The organism is Streptomyces sp. NBC_00038 (genome assembly GCF_026343635.1).
In the GTDB taxonomy this organism is placed as follows: Bacteria; Actinomycetota; Actinomycetes; order Streptomycetales; family Streptomycetaceae; genus Streptomyces.
In genome coordinates this window covers 1,261,033-1,279,698 of the sequence record NZ_JAPELQ010000001.1, presented here as the reverse complement: position 1 = coordinate 1,279,698, position 18,666 = coordinate 1,261,033, and the positions used below count along the sequence as shown (strand labels likewise).

16 protein-coding genes are annotated in these 18,666 nt (G+C 71.3%); 7 read left to right on the top strand and 9 right to left on the bottom strand.

Features of this window, described 5'->3' with window-relative positions; all coding sequences use genetic code 11:
• Positions 1-95: 95 nt before the first annotated feature.
• The 3 genes from OG219_RS05925 to OG219_RS05915 are packed head-to-tail and all read left to right on the top strand — an operon-like array spanning position 96 to position 3,699.
• Positions 96-386 (top strand): SHOCT domain-containing protein, encoded by a 291-nt coding sequence (locus OG219_RS05925; RefSeq protein ID WP_266823583.1) that lies wholly within the window; start codon positions 96-98, stop codon positions 384-386.
• Positions 383-1,141 carry an ABC transporter ATP-binding protein gene (locus OG219_RS05920; RefSeq protein ID WP_266823581.1) on the top strand — a complete coding sequence of 253 codons (759 nt, stop codon included), beginning with the start codon at positions 383-385 and terminating at the stop codon, positions 1,139-1,141. The genes OG219_RS05925 and OG219_RS05920 overlap by 4 nt, the downstream gene beginning before the upstream one ends.
• Complete coding sequence (locus tag OG219_RS05915; RefSeq protein ID WP_266823579.1) at positions 1,138-3,699, top strand: ABC transporter permease; 2,562 nt, start codon at positions 1,138-1,140, stop codon at positions 3,697-3,699. The genes OG219_RS05920 and OG219_RS05915 overlap by 4 nt, the downstream gene beginning before the upstream one ends.
• 26 nt (positions 3,700-3,725) lie before the next feature.
• On the opposite strand, the gene OG219_RS05910 is transcribed toward OG219_RS05915, so the two are convergent.
• Together OG219_RS05910 and OG219_RS05905 are read right to left on the bottom strand one after the other, a co-directional pair.
• On the bottom strand, positions 3,726-4,241 hold the full coding sequence (locus OG219_RS05910; protein WP_266823577.1) for an ATP-binding protein: 516 nt from the start codon (positions 4,239-4,241) through the stop codon (positions 3,726-3,728).
• 214 nt (positions 4,242-4,455) lie between these two features.
• Positions 4,456-4,779, bottom strand: coding sequence for a hypothetical protein (locus OG219_RS05905; RefSeq protein ID WP_266823575.1), 324 nt, complete (start codon positions 4,777-4,779; stop codon positions 4,456-4,458).
• Between the two features lie 349 nt (positions 4,780-5,128).
• Here OG219_RS05905 and OG219_RS05900 point away from each other — a divergent pair, with 349 nt between their 5' ends.
• Positions 5,129-6,253: a PLP-dependent cysteine synthase family protein gene (locus OG219_RS05900; protein ID WP_323183267.1), complete on the top strand. Its 1,125-nt coding sequence runs from the start codon at positions 5,129-5,131 to the stop codon at positions 6,251-6,253.
• Positions 6,254-6,325: 72 nt separating this feature from the next.
• Here the strand turns inward: OG219_RS05900 and OG219_RS05895 are convergent, their stop codons facing one another.
• Complete coding sequence (locus OG219_RS05895) at positions 6,326-6,805, bottom strand: SRPBCC family protein (protein ID WP_266823573.1); 480 nt, start codon at positions 6,803-6,805, stop codon at positions 6,326-6,328.
• Positions 6,806-6,899: 94 nt separating this feature from the next.
• Positions 6,900-7,730: a DeoR/GlpR family DNA-binding transcription regulator gene (locus OG219_RS05890; protein ID WP_266823571.1), complete on the bottom strand. Its 831-nt coding sequence runs from the start codon at positions 7,728-7,730 to the stop codon at positions 6,900-6,902.
• Positions 7,731-8,001: 271 nt separating this feature from the next.
• On the opposite strand from OG219_RS05890, the gene OG219_RS05885 reads away from it, so the two are divergent.
• Positions 8,002-10,368, top strand: a complete 2,367-nt coding sequence (locus OG219_RS05885) for a hypothetical protein (RefSeq protein ID WP_266823569.1) — start codon at positions 8,002-8,004, stop codon at positions 10,366-10,368.
• Here OG219_RS05885 and OG219_RS05880 read toward each other — a convergent pair.
• From OG219_RS05880 to OG219_RS05865, 4 genes are all read right to left on the bottom strand, one after another.
• On the bottom strand, positions 10,338-12,773 hold the full coding sequence (locus OG219_RS05880; protein ID WP_266836011.1) for a right-handed parallel beta-helix repeat-containing protein: 2,436 nt from the start codon (positions 12,771-12,773) through the stop codon (positions 10,338-10,340). The two genes, OG219_RS05885 and OG219_RS05880, sit on opposite strands and share 31 nt — an antisense overlap.
• Before the next feature lie 157 nt (positions 12,774-12,930).
• A complete protein-coding gene (locus tag OG219_RS05875; RefSeq protein WP_266823567.1) occupies positions 12,931-13,539 on the bottom strand; it encodes a hypothetical protein in 609 nt (202 codons plus the stop codon).
• 188 nt (positions 13,540-13,727) lie between these two features.
• Complete coding sequence (locus OG219_RS05870) at positions 13,728-14,555, bottom strand: MOSC domain-containing protein (RefSeq protein WP_266823565.1); 828 nt, start codon at positions 14,553-14,555, stop codon at positions 13,728-13,730.
• A gap of 44 nt (positions 14,556-14,599) precedes the next feature.
• On the bottom strand, positions 14,600-15,043 hold the full coding sequence (locus OG219_RS05865; protein WP_266823563.1) for a DUF6643 family protein: 444 nt from the start codon (positions 15,041-15,043) through the stop codon (positions 14,600-14,602).
• 293 nt (positions 15,044-15,336) lie between these two features.
• Between OG219_RS05865 and OG219_RS05860 the strand changes: the two genes are divergently transcribed.
• Complete coding sequence (locus OG219_RS05860) at positions 15,337-16,605, top strand: TerD family protein (RefSeq protein WP_266823561.1); 1,269 nt, start codon at positions 15,337-15,339, stop codon at positions 16,603-16,605.
• Between the two features lie 4 nt (positions 16,606-16,609).
• Here the strand turns inward: OG219_RS05860 and OG219_RS05855 are convergent, their stop codons facing one another.
• Complete coding sequence (locus OG219_RS05855) at positions 16,610-17,785, bottom strand: glycosyltransferase (RefSeq protein ID WP_266823559.1); 1,176 nt, start codon at positions 17,783-17,785, stop codon at positions 16,610-16,612.
• Positions 17,786-17,842: 57 nt separating this feature from the next.
• Between OG219_RS05855 and OG219_RS05850 the strand changes: the two genes are divergently transcribed.
• Positions 17,843-18,628, top strand: coding sequence for a glutamate racemase (locus OG219_RS05850; RefSeq protein ID WP_266823557.1), 786 nt, complete (start codon positions 17,843-17,845; stop codon positions 18,626-18,628).
• Positions 18,629-18,666 lie beyond the last annotated feature (38 nt).

Here is an 18,666-nt window from a genome sequence, read left to right as displayed (position 1 = left end):
CGACGACTGGGACCCCCTCCCGGAGCGAGTCTCAAGGCATCGGAAACAGATCCCGCAGACATTCCGCGGACATCCCGCAGAGGAGATGGCTTGAGATGAACACTCTGGCGAACTGGGACGGTGGCCCCGGCCCGTGGATCCTCTTCTTCCCGCTCATCTGGGCGGCCGTCGTCATCGGCGTCGTGACCGTCCTGCGCCGCACCGCCTGGCGCGGCCGCCGCGGCCCATGGAACGCGATGGCCGACTCCCGCCCGACGGGCGACTCGCCGATCGCGGTGCTCGGCCGCCGCTTCGCCTCCGGCGAGATCGACGAGGACGAGTACTGGCGCCGGATCTCCGTCCTGGACGAGCAGTTCGGGCGCACGGGCAAGGGCGGTGCGGCATGACCACCACGACCGTCACGAAGGCGGCGGCCGGTGTCACCGACGCCGTCAAGGTGTACGGCAGCGGAGACACCGCCGTGAGGGCCCTGGACGGGGTGAGCGTCGGCTTTCCGGCCGGCCGCTTCACCGCGATCATGGGGCCCTCGGGCTCCGGCAAGTCCACCCTGATGCACTGCGCGGCCGGCCTGGACACCCTCACCTCCGGTGCGGCCTTCATCGGCGACACCGAGCTGGGCACACTCGACGACCGCCGGCTCACCCTCCTGCGCCGTGACCGCGTCGGCTTCGTCTTCCAGGCGTTCAACCTGGTCCCCACGCTGACCGTCGCGGAGAACATCACCCTGCCGTTGGACCTGGCGGGGGCGAAGGGCTCCCGTGAGTGGATCGACGCCCTCGTCGACGTCGTAGGCCTGCGCGACCGGCTCCGCCACCGCCCGAGCGAGCTCTCCGGCGGACAGCAGCAACGCGTCGCCGTGGCAAGGGCGTTCGCCGGACAGCCCGACGTCGTCTTCGCCGACGAACCGACCGGCAACCTCGACTCCCGCTCCGGCGAGGAGGTGCTCGGCCTCCTCGGCCGCGCGGTGCGCCAGATGGACCGTACGGTCGTCATGGTCACCCACGACCCGGTCGCCGCCGCACACGCCGACGAGGTCGTCTTCCTCGCCGACGGGCGCCTCGTCGACCGGATGGAATCCCCGACGGCGGACAAGGTCCTCGACCGCCTGAAGGCCTTCGACAGCAAGGGGGCGCCGTCATGAACGCCTCCGTGCGCATCAGCGTCTCCTCCCTGCGCGCCCACAAGCGACGCTTCGCCGGTACCTTCCTCGCGGTGCTCCTCGGCGTCGCCTTCCTGGCCGGCACGCTCGTCATGGGCGACACCCTGCGCGCCAGCTTCGACACGATGTTCGGCAACGCGAGCAGCGGCACCGACGCCGTCGTCCGCAGCGCCGACACCATCACCACACCCGGCGAGAGCGAAGGTGTGCGCCAGCCCGTCGACACCGACCTGGTGTCGACGATCGAGAAGACCCCGGGGGTCGCGGCCGCCGTGCCCGACATCCAGGGCGCCGGCCAGCTCGTCGGTGCGAACGGCAAGCCCATCGGCGGCCAGGGCCCGCCCACCCTCGCGGGCAACTGGATCGACGACCCGGAGCTCAACGCCTACCAACTCGCCGAAGGACGCGCCCCGTCGAAGTCCGGCGAAGTGGTCGTCAACCGGGGCACCGCCGACAAGGGCGACCTGAAGATCGGCGACACGACCACGCTGCGCACGCCCGATCCCGTCAAGGTGACGATCGTGGGACTCGCGACCTTCGGCGGCGAGGACGGCATGGCCCAGGTGACGTTCACCGGCATGACGCAGGCCGACGCCGAGAGGTACCTCACCGCCAAGCCCGGCGAGGCCGCGAGCATCCGTGTGCGGGCCGGCCCCGGTGTCAACCAGGAGGAGCTGGTCTCGGCCCTGACTCCCGTACTCCCGAGGGGAGTTGAGGCGATCACCGGCCAGGAGTCGGCCCAGGAGAACACCGACATGATCTCCAGCCAGTTCCTGAGCATCTTCACCACCTTCCTTCTGGTGTTCTCCGGCATCGCGCTGCTCGTGGCGACCTTCTCCATCCACAACACCTTCGCGATCGTCGTCGCCCAACGCACCCGCGAGAACGCCCTGTTGCGTGCCCTCGGCGCCTCACGCCGCCAGGTCACCGTCTCCACCCTCATCGAGGCGAGCGTGGTCGCCGTGACCGCGTCGGCCGCGGGTCTCGTCGCCGCTATCGGCATCGCGGCCGGACTGCAAGCGCTGTTCCCGGCCATCGGATTCCCGTTCCCCGAGGGCGACTTGGTGATCAGCGGGCTGTCCATGGCGCTGCCGCTCGCGGTCGGCGTCGTCGTCTGCCTCGGCTCCGCGCTGCTGCCCGCCGTACGAGCCGGACGCACCGCACCACTGGCCGCGCTGCGCGAGACGGCCGTCGACCAGTCCGGGGCCTCCCGCACCCGCGCCGTGGTCGGCAGCGGTCTGGCCGCGCTCGCGGTCGGCATCACCCTGTTCGGCGTACTGGCCAGTCCGTCCCTGTGGCTCGCGGGCCTGGGCGCCGTCCTGGCCCTCGCCGCCTTCGTGGTCCTCGGCCCCGTCGCGTCCTCGACGGCCGTACGCGTCCTCGGCATGCCCCTGGACAGGCTGCGCGGCGTCACGGGCGGACTCGCCCGGCGCAACGCCCTGCGCAGCCCGAAGCGGACCGCCGCCACCGCGAGCGCCCTGATGATCGGCGTCGCCGTCGTCTCGCTGTTCACCGTCTTCGGCGCCTCGCTCAAGGCCACCATGGACCAGACGGTCTCCCGGTCCTTCGCGGGCGATGTCGCCGTCAGCACCCCGTCGTTCGGCGCGGGAGGAAGCGGCCTGAGCCCGAAGCTGGCTCCCGCGATCGCCGGGCAGCCCACGGTCGAGAACGCCGTCGGCCTGGGCCGCGGTGTCGCCGAAGTCGACGGCAAGGGCCGTGCGTTGACCGTCACCGACCCGGTCACCCTCGGCAAGGTCTTCGACCTCGGCGACGTACGCGGCTCACTCGACGGCCTGGGAACCGACGGCATCGCCATCACCGAGGGCGAGGCCGACAAGCAGCACCTCAAGGTCGGCGACACCACCCAACTCGCCTTCACCGACGGCGAGAAGGAGACATTCACCGTCCGCGCCGTCTACGGCAGGTCGGAACTCGCGGGCGAGTACGTCATCACCCGAGCCGCCTGGAACCCGCACCGCACCCAGGACTCCGACACGCTCGTCGCCGTCTCCTTCAAGGACGGCGTGAGCACGGCCGACGGCAAGGCCGCGGTGCAGAAGGTCGCGGACCAGTACGGCAGTCCCGAGGTGCAGACCCGTGACGAGTACGCGCAGTCCTCGGCCGGCGGCATCGACATGATGCTGACGCTGGTCTACGCGCTGCTCGCCCTGGCGGTGCTCATCGCACTGCTCGGCATCGCCAACACGCTGACGCTCGCGATCCACGAGCGCACCCGCGAACTGGGTCTGCTGCGGGCCGTCGGACAGACCCGGGCGCAACTGCGCGCCATGGTCCGCTGGGAGTCCGTCCTGGTCGCCGCCTTCGGCACGGCGGGCGGTCTCGCCCTCGGCGCCTTCCTCGGCTGGGTGCTCGTCAAGGCCTCCGACGGCGCGAGCGACAGCGCCTTCGCCTTTGCGATGCCGCCCGTGCAACTCGTCGTGGTGGCCCTGGTCGGCATCGCCGCCGGAGCCCTCGCGGGCCTGCGTCCGGCACGTCGGGCGGCACGCCTGGACGTGTTGCGCGCCATCGCCACCGAGTGACGTACGAGGGGGGTGTCACCGCCCGGTCAGCCGGCAACGGCGGACCGGGCGGGAGCGTGTTCGGGCCTGCGCCCGTCGACACTGTGCCGGCGCGTGGTCTCGCGGGCCGTGTCGTACGGGGGACGGACGGGCACCGCCACGGCGGGCGCCGGGGCCGGCAGCGTGAACCACACGACCTTGCCCGACTCGCCGTCGGGACGCACTCCCCAGCTCTCGCTGACCGCGGCGACCATGGCGAGGCCGCGTCCGCAGGTGGCGTTGGGGTCCGCGTCCCGCACCTCGGGAAGGCGGGGGTCGTGGTCGTGCACCGAGACCGTGAGCCGGTCGAGCAGCAGCTCGATCTCCACGGTGCACAGCTTGTCGGGCTGGGCGTGCCGGTGCACGTTGGTCAGCAGCTCGGTCACACCGAGCGCGGCCGGGTCTATCAAGGGATCCAGATGCCAGTAGCGCAACTGCGCAGATACGATTCTGCGGACCTGGCCGATCCGCGACGGCAGGGCTTGGAGCTCCACCGTGCAATGCCTGCTTGGCTGGCTGATCACGGCTGCGACTCCCCGAATTGAGGTCCGGAAGAAGACGGAGATCGGGCCGGCAGAGTGGCTGAGTGGAACGGCCGCCTGCTGACGTGGCCGGCGGGCTGGTTCGCAGCGTTATCGCCGGTAAACCCAGAGTAGTGATGTGAGAACAGAGTGACTCAGGGGGTGCGGTCGTGCAACTCGCGGCGCTTTCGCCCCTACGGACGCCGTCGCCGTCGGGTCAGCGGTTGCGCCCCGCGGCCTTGCGTACCGCTTCGATGAACCGGCGTGCCGACGGCGGCCCCGGCTTGCCGGGTGCCGGGTCGTGCTCGCCCAGGGTGAGGGAGTACCGCGTGCCGTTGACGTCCGCCAACGCTCGGTCCTCGTGCGCGAACCACGGCTTCGACGCGCGCACCGCCTGCACGGGCGCGCTGTCGATCTCGCTCCCGTAACTGGTGAGCAACTCCAGCCTGCCGTCGCTGATCCGCACCTGTCCGGCCCGGGTGAGCGAACGAAGCCTCTTCCCGATCCGCACGCCCGTGGCCGTGAACTCCGGCTCCGCCATGATGCCCCGCCCCCTTGTGCGCTTCGGCTGTGCCTGTGCCGTGATCCAGTGTGCATCCCGCCGGGAGAAGTCCGGGTCGTCCTCGGAGAGCGCCGTCCTGCCGGACCCTGGTCCCGCGGTGCAGTCTGCCCGCACCCGGCGTCGAGCACCAGTGCGCACGACGAGGTCGCGACGGGGGCGGGAGCACTCGCCGGGATGCGCCCCCACCCTTGCGCGCACTCTTGCTCCAGGGGTGTCTTTGAGGTGCTCAAAGGTATGTTTATGCAGGTGAGAAGCGTGCGGAAGGTGCCTATGATCGAGGTGTCCGACCTCGCGATCCGGCGTCGGCACGATCCGAAGGAGCCCCGCCGTGAGCACCCCGCAGCAGACCAGGACCGGCGAAACCCTCGACGTGGACCACAGCGACGCGGAGTACCGGAGCTGGCTCAAAGAAGCCGTACGCAAGGTCCAGGCCGACGCCAACCGCTCGGCCGACACACATCTGCTGCGCTTTCCGCTCCCCGAGCACTGGGGCATCGACCTTTACCTGAAGGACGAGTCGACGCACCCCACCGGCAGCCTCAAACACCGCCTCGCCCGCTCACTGTTCCTCTACGGCCTGTGCAATGGCTGGATCCGGCCCGGCCGCCCTGTCATCGAGGCGTCCAGCGGCTCGACAGCCGTCTCCGAGGCCTACTTCGCCAAGCTCATCGGCGTGCCCTTCATCGCGGTCATGCCCCGCACGACGAGCGCGGAGAAGTGCCGCCTCATCGAGTTCCACGGAGGGCAGTGCCACTTCGTGGACGACTCCCGCAAGCTGTACGAGGAGTCCGCCGCCCTCGCGGTGGAGAGCGGCGGCCACTACATGGACCAGTTCACCTACGCGGAACGGGCCACGGACTGGCGCGGCAACAACAACATCGCCGAATCCATCTTCCGCCAGCTGGAGTTGGAGCGGTTCCCGGAGCCCGCGTGGATCGTCGCCACGGCCGGCACCGGCGGCACCTCGGCGACGCTCGCGCGCTACGTCCACTACATGCAGCACGACACCCGCATCTGTGTCGCAGATCCGGAGAACTCGTGCTTCTTCGAGGGTTGGACCACCGGCGATCCGGACGTCACCTGCGACTGCGGCTCGCGCATCGAGGGCATCGGCAGACCGCGCATGGAGCCGAGCTTCGTACCCGGCGCCATCGACCGGATGATGAAGGTTCCGGACGCCGCGAGCGTCGCCGCCGTACGTGCCCTGGAACAGGCCATCGGCCGCAAGGCGGGCGGCTCGACGGGCACCGGCCTGTGGAGCGCGCTGAAGATCATTGCCGAGATGGTGGGGGAGGGGCGTACGGGGAGTGTGGTGACGCTCCTGTGCGACCCCGGGGACCGGTATCTCGACAAGTACTACTCGGACGCTTGGCTGGCCGAACAGGGGCTGGACATCGCGCCGTACACGGCGGCGATCGCCTCGCTGCTGGAGACGGGCGTCTGGCCTGACTGACGTGTGGCCTGACCGACGGTGGCCGCATTGACGTGTGGCCGCCCTGACTTCTGGTCGGACGTTGCGCGCCGGTCAGACGTTGGTCGACGCCAACCGCCGGTCCAGCGCTGTGACCGCGTCCCGAAAGGTCCGGCCCAGCCCCGCCCGGCTCAGCTTCAGAGCCAGCCGGAAGGGGGCCGGGCCGTCCGTGGCGAAGGTCCACTGCACCCGCGTGCCCGTTCCGGCGGGTGTGAGCCGCCACTCCTCGGCCAGGGCGCGGGCCCCGGGTGCGTTCGTGAGGTCCACCCGATACGCGTACACATCGGGAGCCTTGGACACGAGGACCGTCTCCTGGAAGCGGATGCCGCCCCTGAGCCGGATCTCGCGCCCGCCGCCGTCCTCGGTCGGCCGGGCCCGGGTCACCGCCGCGAACCACTCGGTCCAGCCCGGGACGTCCTCGGCGAGCGCGCGGAAGACCGCCTCCGGGGGCGCCGTGACGTCTCTGGCGAACACCAGGCGCACCGGAGCGGCCTCGATGAAGTCGGGTCCTACCGGGCGCAGTCGGCGTGCCATGTGCGGAACCCCCTGTGGGGACACGGTCGATGACAGAACGCGCCCGCACCGCAGGGCGCGGCCCGGGAGCAGCGTCACCCTAACTGGCGGACCGTCAGATGTCTGTACCGTCTCCCGGTTCACCGGCCACCACCAGGCGACTGAGGTGTTCCGAGATCTCCGCGCGGGCCTCGGCGGGCAGCCCGGCGTCGGTGACCAGCGTGTCGACCTGCTCGAGCGCGGCGAACGAACTCAGGCCCACCGTGCCCCACTTGGTGTGGTCGGCGACCACGACGACACGCCGAGCGGACTGCACCAGGCGCCTGTTCGTCTCGGCCTCCGCCAGGTTCGGCGTCGACAGGCCCGCCTCGACCGATATCCCGTGCACGCCCAGGAACAGCACGTCGAAGTGGAGCGCCGCGATGGCCTGGTCGGCCACCGGTCCCACGAGGGAGTCGGACGGCGTGCGCACCCCGCCCGTCAGGACGACCGTGGCGGCGCCCTGCCGCTGGCCGGAGACGCGCTGCGCCGAGTGGAACACGTCCGCCACACGCACCGAGTTGGTGACCACGGTGAGGTCCGGGACGTCCAGGAGCTGTTGGGCCAGCGCGTACGTCGTCGTACCGCCCGAGAGTGCGATCGCCGTGCCCGGAGCGACGAACTCGGCCGCAGCGCGCGCGATGTCCTCCTTGGCGGTCAGCTCCAGACCCGACTTGGCCTCGAAGCCCGGCTCGTGCGTGCTCGCCTCGACCACCGGCACCGCGCCGCCGTGCACCTTCTCCAGGACACCCTGGCGGGCGAGGGCGTCCAGGTCGCGGCGGACCGTCATGTCGGAGACGCCGAGCCTGCGGGTCAGTTCGTTCACACGGACGCCACCGCGCCGTCGTACTTCGTCGATGATCAGGGCGCGACGCTGCTCTGCGAGGAGGTTCTGATTCTCACTCACGTCCGCTCCGGTCCTTTCGCCTCAGCCTGCCCGACACTGCGTCCGAACCCACTCCCACGTGGACATTCTCCCTGTCCTAGGTCTGGAGGACGCCTCATCCTCGCACGGCTCACAGACAGGCGCGCCACTGCCTGTACGGAGTCCCGTCGCGGAGCTGTCACACGAATCGGGGAGATTCCGTGACTACAGGTGTGCGTACGGCCCTTGAGCGAGATCCTTGTGCCTGCACATGACACAGGGGACAGACGTGGCACGGGGGAAGTGCGGATCAGTGGAACGTGCACGGGAAAACGGTTCGACGGGGGAGCTCGACAGCCCCGCACAGCGGCCCGAAGCGGCTTCGACGGCCCTTGAACTCCTGGTTCACGGAGTCGGCGGCGCCTCACCGGAGGAGATGCTCGACGACCCCCGGACAGTCCGCGTCACCGGCGACGACACGGCTGCCGTCTATCGGCGCATCGCCGACGCCGACGCCGAGCAGCGTCCTGAAGCCGGCCCGGGCCAACCGGTGCCCGAGGCCTACGTGTGGTGCAACCTCACGTCCGGCAACGGCTCCCGCGCCCTGTGGCTGCTACTGCTGCCCTTCATGGTGGTCAACCTCGCGCACTGGATGCGCCCCACCACCCGCGGCCGCAAGCGCACGGTCCGCCTGTACGGCCTGCTCGTCCGTCTGGCCGGGCTCACCCTCACGGTGCTCCTGGTCGCCGCGGCCTGCGAGGTCGCCCTCGACCTGGCCGCCTGGCAGTGTGCGGGCACGCGCGCGTGCGCCGAGGAGCACTCCTGGCTGGGGTTCCTGTCACCGGCCGCGTCCGACGACGGCTGGTGGAGCCAGCCGGGCCGCCGCCTCGCCCTGGCCTGCCTGGTGCCCACCGCGCTGACAGTCCTCCTCTGGTACCTGTCCCACCGCACCTGGAGCGAGTACGAGTCGCAGCAGCCGATGTCCCGCCAGGCCGAGCCCGACGAGGAGACCGGCCGCACGGGGCTCGGCCGGCCGGGCTTCTGGTACGGGCGCCGTCTGGTGGCCCGGCTGCGTGCCGCGCACACCGCCGCGGGCCTGCTGACGGTCGCGGCGGCGGTCGGCGCCTCCGCGGCGCGCTACGACCACGCGTCGGGTGGCCCCGCCGTGCTGGACACTCTGGGCCGGCTCCTGGAGGTGACCCTCGTCGCGGGCTTCGCCGTCGTCCTGTGGGTGGTGTGCCGCAGGGGCCGCAGCGAGAACCGCCTCGACAAGGAACTCGACCGGTCCCTGGTGCGCCTGCTGCCCACGGGCTCCGTGATCCTGCTGGTCCTGACCCTGCTGTACGCCGGTTGGTCGCGGCCCGGCTGGCACTCGGAGGGGCGGCTGTCCGGCGACATGACGTTCGGCGGCATCGCGCTCTTTCAGGGCCTCCTCGTCATCGCGCTCGGCGTGGTGGCCCACATCCTGTTCCGTGCCCGACCAGACACGCGCACCGCGATGCGTGGTCTGGCCGGTCCAGCCGTCGCGATGCTGGCCTGCGCGCTGGGCGGCGTGATGTCCGGCGGGGTGGCCCAGCGCGTCGCCGACTGGCTGGACGGCACCCGCAGCTCGATCCCGGGCCCACCCGTCCTGCTGACCTGGCAGGCCTCCACGATCCCCGCGGTGCTCGTCGTGCTCGCTGTCCTCATCGCCTGGCTGGCCTGGCGCACCTGGCAGCTGCGAAACCGGGAGATGGGCGGCGTCGAGCTCGACTACGAGGGAGAGGCCAAGGACCCCGCCCGTACGCGCCGCATCGCGAGCACGCGCGCGATGGCCGCCCTCACCGACAGGGCGCCCCTCATGGTCGCCGTCGTCTCGTCCGTGACATGGCTGCTCGGCGCCGGTGCTCTGGCGGGCGCACTGGCGACCGAGGACCCGCCGAGCGAGGCCGCGCGAGGGACGTACGCCTTCGTCCAGGGCGCCGCGGAGACCGCGCAGGCGCTCGGATCCTGGCTGATCGGCCTCGGCTTCATACTGTTCGTCACCTGGGGCCGCCGCGCCTACAAGGACCCGGCGGCCCGCCGCACCATCGGCATCCTCTGGGACGTCGGCACCTTCTGGCCGCGTGCCGCCCACCCCTTCGCGCCGCCCTGCTACGCCGAGCGCGCGGTGCCCGACCTGACCTGGCGCATGGCCACCTGGACCCGTGCCACCGGCGGGCGGCTCGTCATCTCCGGGCACTCCCAGGGCAGTGTGCTGGCCGCCGCGGCGGCCTGGCAGCTGAAGCCGTCCGTACGCAAGCGGGTCGCGCTCCTCACCTACGGCTCACCGCTGGAACGCCTGTACGGGCGCTGGTTCCCGGCCCACTTCGGCCCGGCCGCCCTCAGTTCCCTGCACCGCGAGGTCGCCTGCTGGCGCAATCTCTACCGGCCGACCGACCCCATCGGCGGCGGCGTCCAGTTGCCCGGCGACTGCGGCCCCCAGGTCGACCGCGAGCCCCTCAAGGACCCGCTCGCCTACGGACGCACCGCACAGCACCCGCTGCCCGCGCCGATCCTGGGTCACTCCGACTACCAGGCGGACCCGGCCTTCGCCGAGGAGCGGGGAGAACTGCTGGCTCGGCTGACGCCTGACGTGCAGGTCCCGCGCGCGCGGGACGACGGCGCGCCTCAGGGCAGCTCGGGCAGGTCCTCCGAATAGAGCAGGGTGAGGTCGTCCGTGCTCGGCTCCTCCAGCTGGGCGACCCGCCCCGCGTGCCGCTCGACCATCGACTCGAACGTCTGCCGCGCGGTGCGGCCGTTACCGAAAGCGGGCCCCTTGGGGATCGCCGTGAAGTACTTCAGCAGCGCCTCGGGTGCCCCCGGGGCCAGTCGGTACTCGTGCTCCTCGGCCTGCTGCTCCACGATCCGCAGGAGCTCGTCGGGGTCGTAGTCGCTGAAGGTGATGGTCCGTGAGAAGCGGGACGCCACACCGGGGTTGACGGTGAGGAACCGCTCCATCTCCGCGGTGTAGCCCGCGACGATCACCACCACCGCCTCACGGTGGTCCTCCATCAGCTTGACCAGCGTGTCGATGGCCTCACGGCCGAAGTCGCGTCCCGAGTCCTCCGGCGACAGCGCGTACGCCTCGTCGATGAACAGGACCCCGCCGCGCGCCTTGTCGAACGCTTCCTGCGTACGGATCGCCGTGGAACCGATGTGCTCGCCGACCAGGTCCACGCGGGACACCTCGACGAGATGCCCCTTCTCCAGGACACCGAGCGAGGCGAGGATCTCGCCGTACAGTCGCCCGACCGTGGTCTTGCCGGTGCCGGGGGAGCCGGTGAAGACCAGGTGTCGCCGGGCGGATGCCGCCTTGAGGCCCGCCAGTTGGCGGCGTCGGCCCACCTCGATCATGTCGGTGAGGGCCCGCACCTCGCGCTTGACGCTCTCCAGGCCCACCAGCGCGTCGAGTTCACCGAGGACGGCCTTCGACGAACGCGTCGGCTGCTCGGGCTCCTGCGCGGCGACGAGGGGCTCCTGCTCGGTGGTGCGCTGGCCGGGGATCGCGCCCAGCAGGCCCTGGGAAGCACTAGACGTCTGTACGGCGGTCTCGTGCGCCGGGGACCGCAGTCCCGCGCTCTCGTCGCTCGTGCAGTCCTCCACGACCGGTCCGTCGCCCGCGCCCGGTGCGGTGCCGGCGTCGGCGAAGTCGTAACCCCCGCGCGCGCACCGCTCCGTACGGCACTTCTTCAGGGTCGCGCGGCAGCCGTCGATCACATGGAAGCCGTAGCCCCCGCTGTCCGTCACCCGGCAGTTGAGGAAGCTGCCCCGGCCGCCCGCCGACACGTAGAAGCCCGCCTCCGCGGGCGAGGTGACCGTGCAGCGCTCGATGGTGGGATCGGCGCCCTTGGTGACGATCACGCCGGTCTGGGTGCCGTCCACGGTGCAGCCGGACAGAGTGCCGCCGCTGCCGTGGTCGCGGAACCAGGCGCCCGTCGCGGCGTCCCGGATACGGCAGTCGTCGAGCTGCGCGGTCGCGCCGTCACTCACCGACACGGCCGTGTTCCGCACCTGCGACAGGTCGCAGTCGACGACGTCCGCGCGCGAACCGCGGTCGAGGACGAACAGGGCGTCCGGCACGTCGTGCACCCGGCACGAGTCGAGCACGGCCGTGGCGCCGTCGCTGATCCACACCGCGGGGTAGTCGCCCGTGCTGTCGAAGATCTCGCACTGGTTGGCGTCCACGCGCGTGCCCGGATCCCAGACCGACAGGCCGTTGCGCCCGAACTGCCGCACGGTGGTGCGCGTCAGCGTGAGGACCGAGCGTGAGCGTAGATCGACCGCGTTCTCCGGGATGTCGTGGATGCGGCAGTCGGCGAGCGTGAGCACCGCGTCCGTGTCGAGGGTGATGCCGTCCCCGGTCGTACGGTGCACATCGCAGTCGGTGAGATGTGCCGTGGCCCGCCCGGTGATCTGCACTCCGGAGCCCTTGACCTCGTACACCTCGCAGCCGACGGCCTCCAGCGACGAGCCCTCGCCGGTCGCCGAGAGGCCCGCTCCGGAGGCGTGGTGCACCCGGCAGCGCTCCAGACGTGGACGGCCGCCTCCGCGGACCGCCACGCCCGACTGGCCGGCCGAGACGATCTCGCACTCCTCGAACACCCCACCGCCGCCGTCCAGTACGGCGATGCCGATACCGGCCGGATTGTCGACCGTGCAGCGGCGCACGGTCGGGCGGGCACCGCCGCGCACCTCGATCCCGGCGGCGGAGCGCGTGACGATCCGCACGTCGAGCAGTTCGGGGGTGCCCTCCTCGACGAGCAGCGCGGGCGCGGCGGAGTCCTGGCCCTCCACATGCAGGTCCTGGACCACGGCGGAGGCGCGCACGGTCAGCGGCACGCCGTCGACCGGCGCGATGCGCACGGAACCGGGGGAGCCTTCGGGGCCGCGCAACGTCACCGCACGCTCGACCACCAGGTTCTCGCGGTAGGTGCCCGGAGCGACAGTGAGGACATCACCGTCGCCCGCCGCCTCCAGAGCGGCGGCCAGCGATGCGTACTCACCCGTGCGGCGCCGCCACCGCGAGGTGCCGGTGTGCGTCACCTGGACCGTGCCCTGTGCCATGGCGCTGTTCTGTCCCCACCTCGTCATACGCGGGTCCTGCGAGGCCGACCCGAAGCCCGTCGGCATGACGGAAAGCCTCTCACGACGGTGCCGAAGACCTCGTCCGGTCCACCGTAGCGTGCGCGGGGACACCGGGTTGACCGGAGTGGGAAGGCTGTCAGCTGCCCGCGCCCGTCCTGCCCCAGTCGGGCCCCGCCTTGTCCCAGGCACGGTCCCAACGGGCGTACCGGCGAAGGACCATGCGCCAGACGATCAGCCGCCTGCCACCCTCGACGAGTCCCACGGCCAGCACGGCCGCGCCGAACCCGGCCAGCACGGCATGTGTCGTCGCGGTGGCACCGTCCAGCGGGCGGCCCACTATTCGGCCGTGCGGGTCGGTCCAGATCGTGAAGTGGTCCCCGGGGGCGGGGGACTTGATGGCGGCCGTCACCGTGCCGTGCTGCGCGGTGCCGTCCGGTGCCGTCCAGTTGGCCACTACGCGGCTGTGGGAGTCCCGTCCCGAACCTGTCTCGGGGTCCGGGTCGAGCAGCGGGTTGCGGGACGCCTTCTTGACGACGATGGCCACCACTTCGTGGCGGGCTTCGCGCTGGTCCCGTACGGACTGCTGCAGGGCGCTCTGGGCGGAGGCTCCGACAGCGGCTCCGACGAGAGGAGCGACAGCGAGGATCAGCACGATGGCGGCCAGGGTCAGCCAGGCCTCGACCAGATCGGTCCTGCGGCGCAGCGGGTTGCGCCGCCAACGCCAGAGTCCGCCGATTGCTCGCACCGTTCCGCACCCCCTTCCGCTTCCGTGATAACCCACCGCGGAGTCGTTCGCTCGTCGAGCCCGGGGAAGAGAGAGCGAAATCACCCTGCCCTGGGCCTTTTAGGAACGTCTCACGAAGTCTCAACGACCGTGCCTGGGAGCCGGGTTCCCGATGTGCGTGGCCTATTCACGGAACTTGCCGGGGCGGGTTATTCGAGGACGGTGACCGCGTCACCGATCCGCACCGTGCCCGGGGACTCCGGCACCAGGTTCTGCCCGAAGACCAGCCGGTCCCCGAAGCGGCGGTGGCGCCCGAGGGTCCGCAGCGGCTCCTTGCCGCGCTCGGCGGTGCCCTGGTCGGTGGTGGTGACAACGCACCTGCCGCACATCTTGGCGACCCGGAAGGTGACCTCGCCGATGGCGATCCGCGACCAGTCGTCCTCGGCCCAGGCCGCGGTGCCCGCCACGACCACGTTCGGCCGGAACCGGTTCATGGGCAGCGGACCCTCGTCGGCGTGGTCGCCCTGGGCGATGAGGGAGTTGAGGGCGTCGAGCGAGGCCAGTGTGGTGAGCAGCAGCGGGTAGCCGTCGGCGAGGCTGACGGTCTCGCCCGGCAAGGCGTGCGGAGGGTCGTCGATGGGGCGGCGGGTGGCGGGGTCGTCCATGTGCAGGAGGCGCACGTCCGCACCCAGATAGTCGCTGCACCAGTCGTGCGCGGTGTCGTCGGCGAGGACCGCTTCCACCTTGGTGCCGAAGATGTTCAGCGTCGTCGTGCCCACCGGCTCGGGCACGGGGACGGTCACCGGCTCACGGTCCGATGCGGACAGACGAATGCCGCCGCCGGGCAGAAGCTCGGCGGCGGCGAGTGCCAGACGTGGCTGCTGGCGTTGCGTGACGACCTTTCCCCCGGCGTCGATCAGCACCCAGCGTCGGTCTCCGGCCAGCCCCCAGGGCTCCACCAGGGCTTCCCGGGGCTCCTGGCCCCTGAACGCCTTGACCGGATGGACATGAATCGAGTGCAGCTCCGCGTTCCCCATGACGCAATCTTGCCAGCAGGCACCGACAATCCGGTGCGAATGCCTCAGTACCCGCGGTACTGCTGGCCGTTGTACGGATCCTGGTAGGGAGCCGGAGCGGGACGGGGGGCTGCGGGGCGCATCGCCTCGTAGCCCGTGCCGGGGGCCATCGGGCGCTGCTGCTGGGGCTGGGCGCCCGGGTAGCCGCGCGGGGCACCGGCCTGTTGCGGGATGTAGGGCGCGGGGGCCTGCTGCAGCGGTGCGGGCTGCTGGGCCTGCGGGTAGCCGTACATCGGGGCCTGGGCCTGATACGAGGGTCCGGCCGGCAGGGCGGGAAGTGCCGAGGGAAGCGCGGGCAGGTGGTTGCCCGTGTCATAGGCGGCGGGAACCCGGATCGGGGCGATCTGGGGAGTCCCCCGCTCAGCGACGAGCGAGTCGTAGATCGGGGTGTCCGGGAAGGACGGCGCGGAGTAGTAACCGCCGCCATAGGTGGAGCGGGGGGAGGTCATGGCACATAAGTTAAGCCCACGATGTGCTGGTTGGGGAGACCGATAAGAGGGTTGTTTTCCGTGTCGGCAGTGACGCGGGATCCCCAATGCGAGCGAACTCGTCAAAAAAGGGCACCAAAGCGCGTTCAGATCGTGTAAAGGCCGAGTACCTGGGAGGTTACCGGCGGTTGACCACCGATCTTCCGGTGCGGATCATGGGTGTTCGGTACCCGGGGGATTAGGTTTGGCGGGAGTGGAGTCGGCGGACTGCCCGAGGTGCGGCCCGGCGCAGAGAGCATGTGATGGGGGCGTACATGTCAATGCCTAAGGGATCCAATGTTCCCGTGCCGACGGCCGCCTTGCGCGTCGAATTGGGATGGCGTTCAGGACCAGGGGTGCCCGACGCGGATGCCTCCGCTCTGTTGCTGGTCTCCGGACGGGTCCGTTCGGACGGCGATTTCGTCTTCTACAACCAGCCGGCGCATTCCTCCGGCGCCGTGCGGCACGAGGGCAAGCGGGACGCGGGCGGCCAGGTGACCGACACACTGCTCGTCGACCTCGCGCGCGTGGAGCCCGCGATCGAGACCGTGGTACTGGCCGCCTCCACGGACGGCGGCCCCTTCGGGCAGGTGCCCGGACTGTACGTCCGGGTGCTCGACGCGCAGCGCGGCACCGAGGTCGCCCGCTTCGACAGCGCCGACGCGACCGTCGAGACCGCGTTCGTGCTCGGCGAGTTCTACCGACGTCAGGGCGCCTGGAAGTTCCGCGCCGTCGGCCAGGGGTACAGCAGCGGTCTGGCAGGGCTGGCCACGGACTACGGGATCACGGTGGACGAGCCGCAGCACGCGGCGCCGCCCGTGGCTCAACCGGTGACCATGTCACGGCCTGTCACGCCGCCCGTCCCCACGTCGCCGCCCGTCCCGCCCGCGGCCCCGCCGACCCCGGTGCGCCTGACCAAGGTCACGCTCACCAAGGAGGCCCCTTCGGTCTCGCTGAGCAAGCAGGGCGGCACCTCCGGCGCCATGCGCGTGAACCTCAACTGGGAGGTGCGCAAGCAGTTCTCGGGGTGGGGCAGCAAGCTGGGCCGGGCCGTCGCGATGCACGCGGATCTCGACCTCGACCTCTGTGCCCTGTACGAGCTGTCCGACGGCCGCAAGGGAGTCGTCCAGGCGCTCGGCAACGCGTACGGAGCGCTGCACCAGCCGCCGTACATCCATCTCGACGGCGACGACCGCACCGGCGCCTCGGCGAGCGGCGAGAACCTCTCCATCAACCTCGACCACAAGCAGAGCTTCCGGCGCATCCTCATCTTCGTGACCATCTACGAAGGAGCGCGTTCCTTCGCCGACCTGAACGCCACAGTCACCCTCCAGCCGCTGAACGGCGCTCCGATCGACTTCTCGCTCGGTGAGTGCACCGTGCCCTCGACCGTCTGCGCGCTCGCCCTCATCACCAGCAACGGCGGCGACCTGATCGTCCAGCGTGAGGCCCGGTTCCTGGTCCCCGAGCGCGGAGTGAGCCCCCAGCGCACCGTCGACTACGCCTACGGATGGGGCATGAACTGGACCCCCGGCAGGAAGTGAGCGGTCAGCTCTCGTCCAGGGCGGCGTCGGGACGTGCGTAGGTGCGGCCCTTCCAGGCCGCGCCCCGCCCCCTGTAGTGCTGCACCGCGGAGTCGACCGTCATGAGGAGATACAGGAAAGCCGTGACGGGCAGCAGCGGAGCCAACCACAGAGGCTGCCGGTAGTAGCGCAGCATCGGCAGATACGTCGCCGTCATCAGCAGCCACGCGAGCCCCCCGGCGGTCGCGGCCCACACACTCGCTGTGGCGAGGCCCGCGAAGAGGGCGATCGGCGGCACCAGGTAGACGACGGCGAGGCCGGTGACCGTCCCGGTGAGCAGCAGTGGGTTGTGCCGCAGCTGGGCGTACGCGCTGCGCGAGACCATCCGCCACAGGTCGTGCAGACGCGGATACGGGCGGACGCTGTCCACTCCCTCCGCGAGCCCCAGCCAGATGTGGCCGCCACTCCCCTTGACCGCCCTCGCGAGCGCGACGTCGTCGATGACGGCATGGCGGATGGCGTCCGGAATCCGCGCCCGCTCGGCCGCGTCCGCACGCAGCAGGACGCAGCCGCCCGCCGCGGCAGCCGTCCGCGAACCCCGCACGGCGATCCTGCGGAAGGGATAGAGCTGGGCGAAGAAGTAGACGAAGGCGGGTACGACGAGCCGCTCCCACACGCTCTCCACCCGCAGCCGGGCCATCTGCGAGACCAGGTCGAAGCCGCCGGTGCGCGCCGCCGCAACCAACTCCCGCAGGCTGTCCGGAGCATGGGCGATGTCGGCGTCTGTCAGCAGCAGATACTCGGGTGCACGCGCGCGTGCCAGACCGATGCCGTGACGCACCGCCCAGAGCTTGCCCGTCCAGCCCGCGGGCGGCTCCCCGGGCGAGTCGACGGTGAGCGACAGCCCGCCGTGCCGCCGCGCCAACTCACGGGCCAGCTCCCCGGTGCCGTCCGAACTGCCGTCGTCGACGAGGAAGACCTCCGCCCGCCCGGGATAATCCTGGGCGAGGAGAGACGGCAGGCTCGCGGGCAGCACGGCGGCCTCGTCGCGCGCGGGGACGACGACGCAGACCGACGGCCAGTCGTCCGGGTCCCTGCGGGCCGGCAGTCTGATGTCGGTGCGCCAGAAGAAGCCCTGGCAGAGCAGCAGCCACAACCAGGCGGCGAGTGATCCGGCGGCGATCCACACGAAGGCGCTCACGGGCGCAGTCTGCCCCACGGGACCGGCCCGCCGACGCCCATCGTCTATCGTGGCCGGGTGAAGATCGCGCTCATGGACTCCGGAATCGGCCTGCTTCCCGCCGCGGCCGCGGTACGCCGTCTGCGACCCGACGCGGATCTCGTGCTCTCCTGGGACCCGGACGGCATGCCCTGGGGGCCCCGTACCCCGCAGGACATCACGCGGCGCGCCCTGGCGGTGGCCGAGGCCGCTGCCGCGCACGGTCCCGATGTCCTGATCGTCGCCTGCAACACCGCGTCCGTCCATTCCCTGCCCGAGCTGCGCGCACGGTTCGAACCGGACCTGCCGATCATCGGCACGGTCCCGGCGATCAAGCCGGCCGCCGCGGGAGGCGGGCCCGTCGCGATCTGGGCGACACCCGCCACCACCGGGAGCCCGTACCAGCGCGGTCTCATCCGGGAGTTCGCCGACGGCGTGGCGGTCACCGAAGTGCCGTGCCCCGGGCTCGCGGACGCCGTGCACCACGCCGACGAGTCGGCGGCCGACGCCGCGATCGCCGCTGCGGCCGCACTCACCCCCGACGACGTGACGACGGTCGTCCTGGGCTGCACCAACTACGAACTGGTCGGTGAGCGCATCCGCGCGGCCGTGCAGAAGCCCGGCCGCGCGCCCCTCATCCTGCACGGCACGGCCGGGGCGGTCACCGCTCAGGCGCTGCGCAGGATCGGCGAGATCCCCGCCCCCGAGGCACCCGCCGACTCCACCGTCACGATTCTGCTCAGCGGCCGCGAGGGCGCGATGCCGGCGACCGCGCTCACCTATGCGGAAGGCCGCCTCCTGTCGGCGGTCAGCCCCGCCCGCTGACCGACGGTCACGGACTGCGTACGGTCACGGTCGGCCAC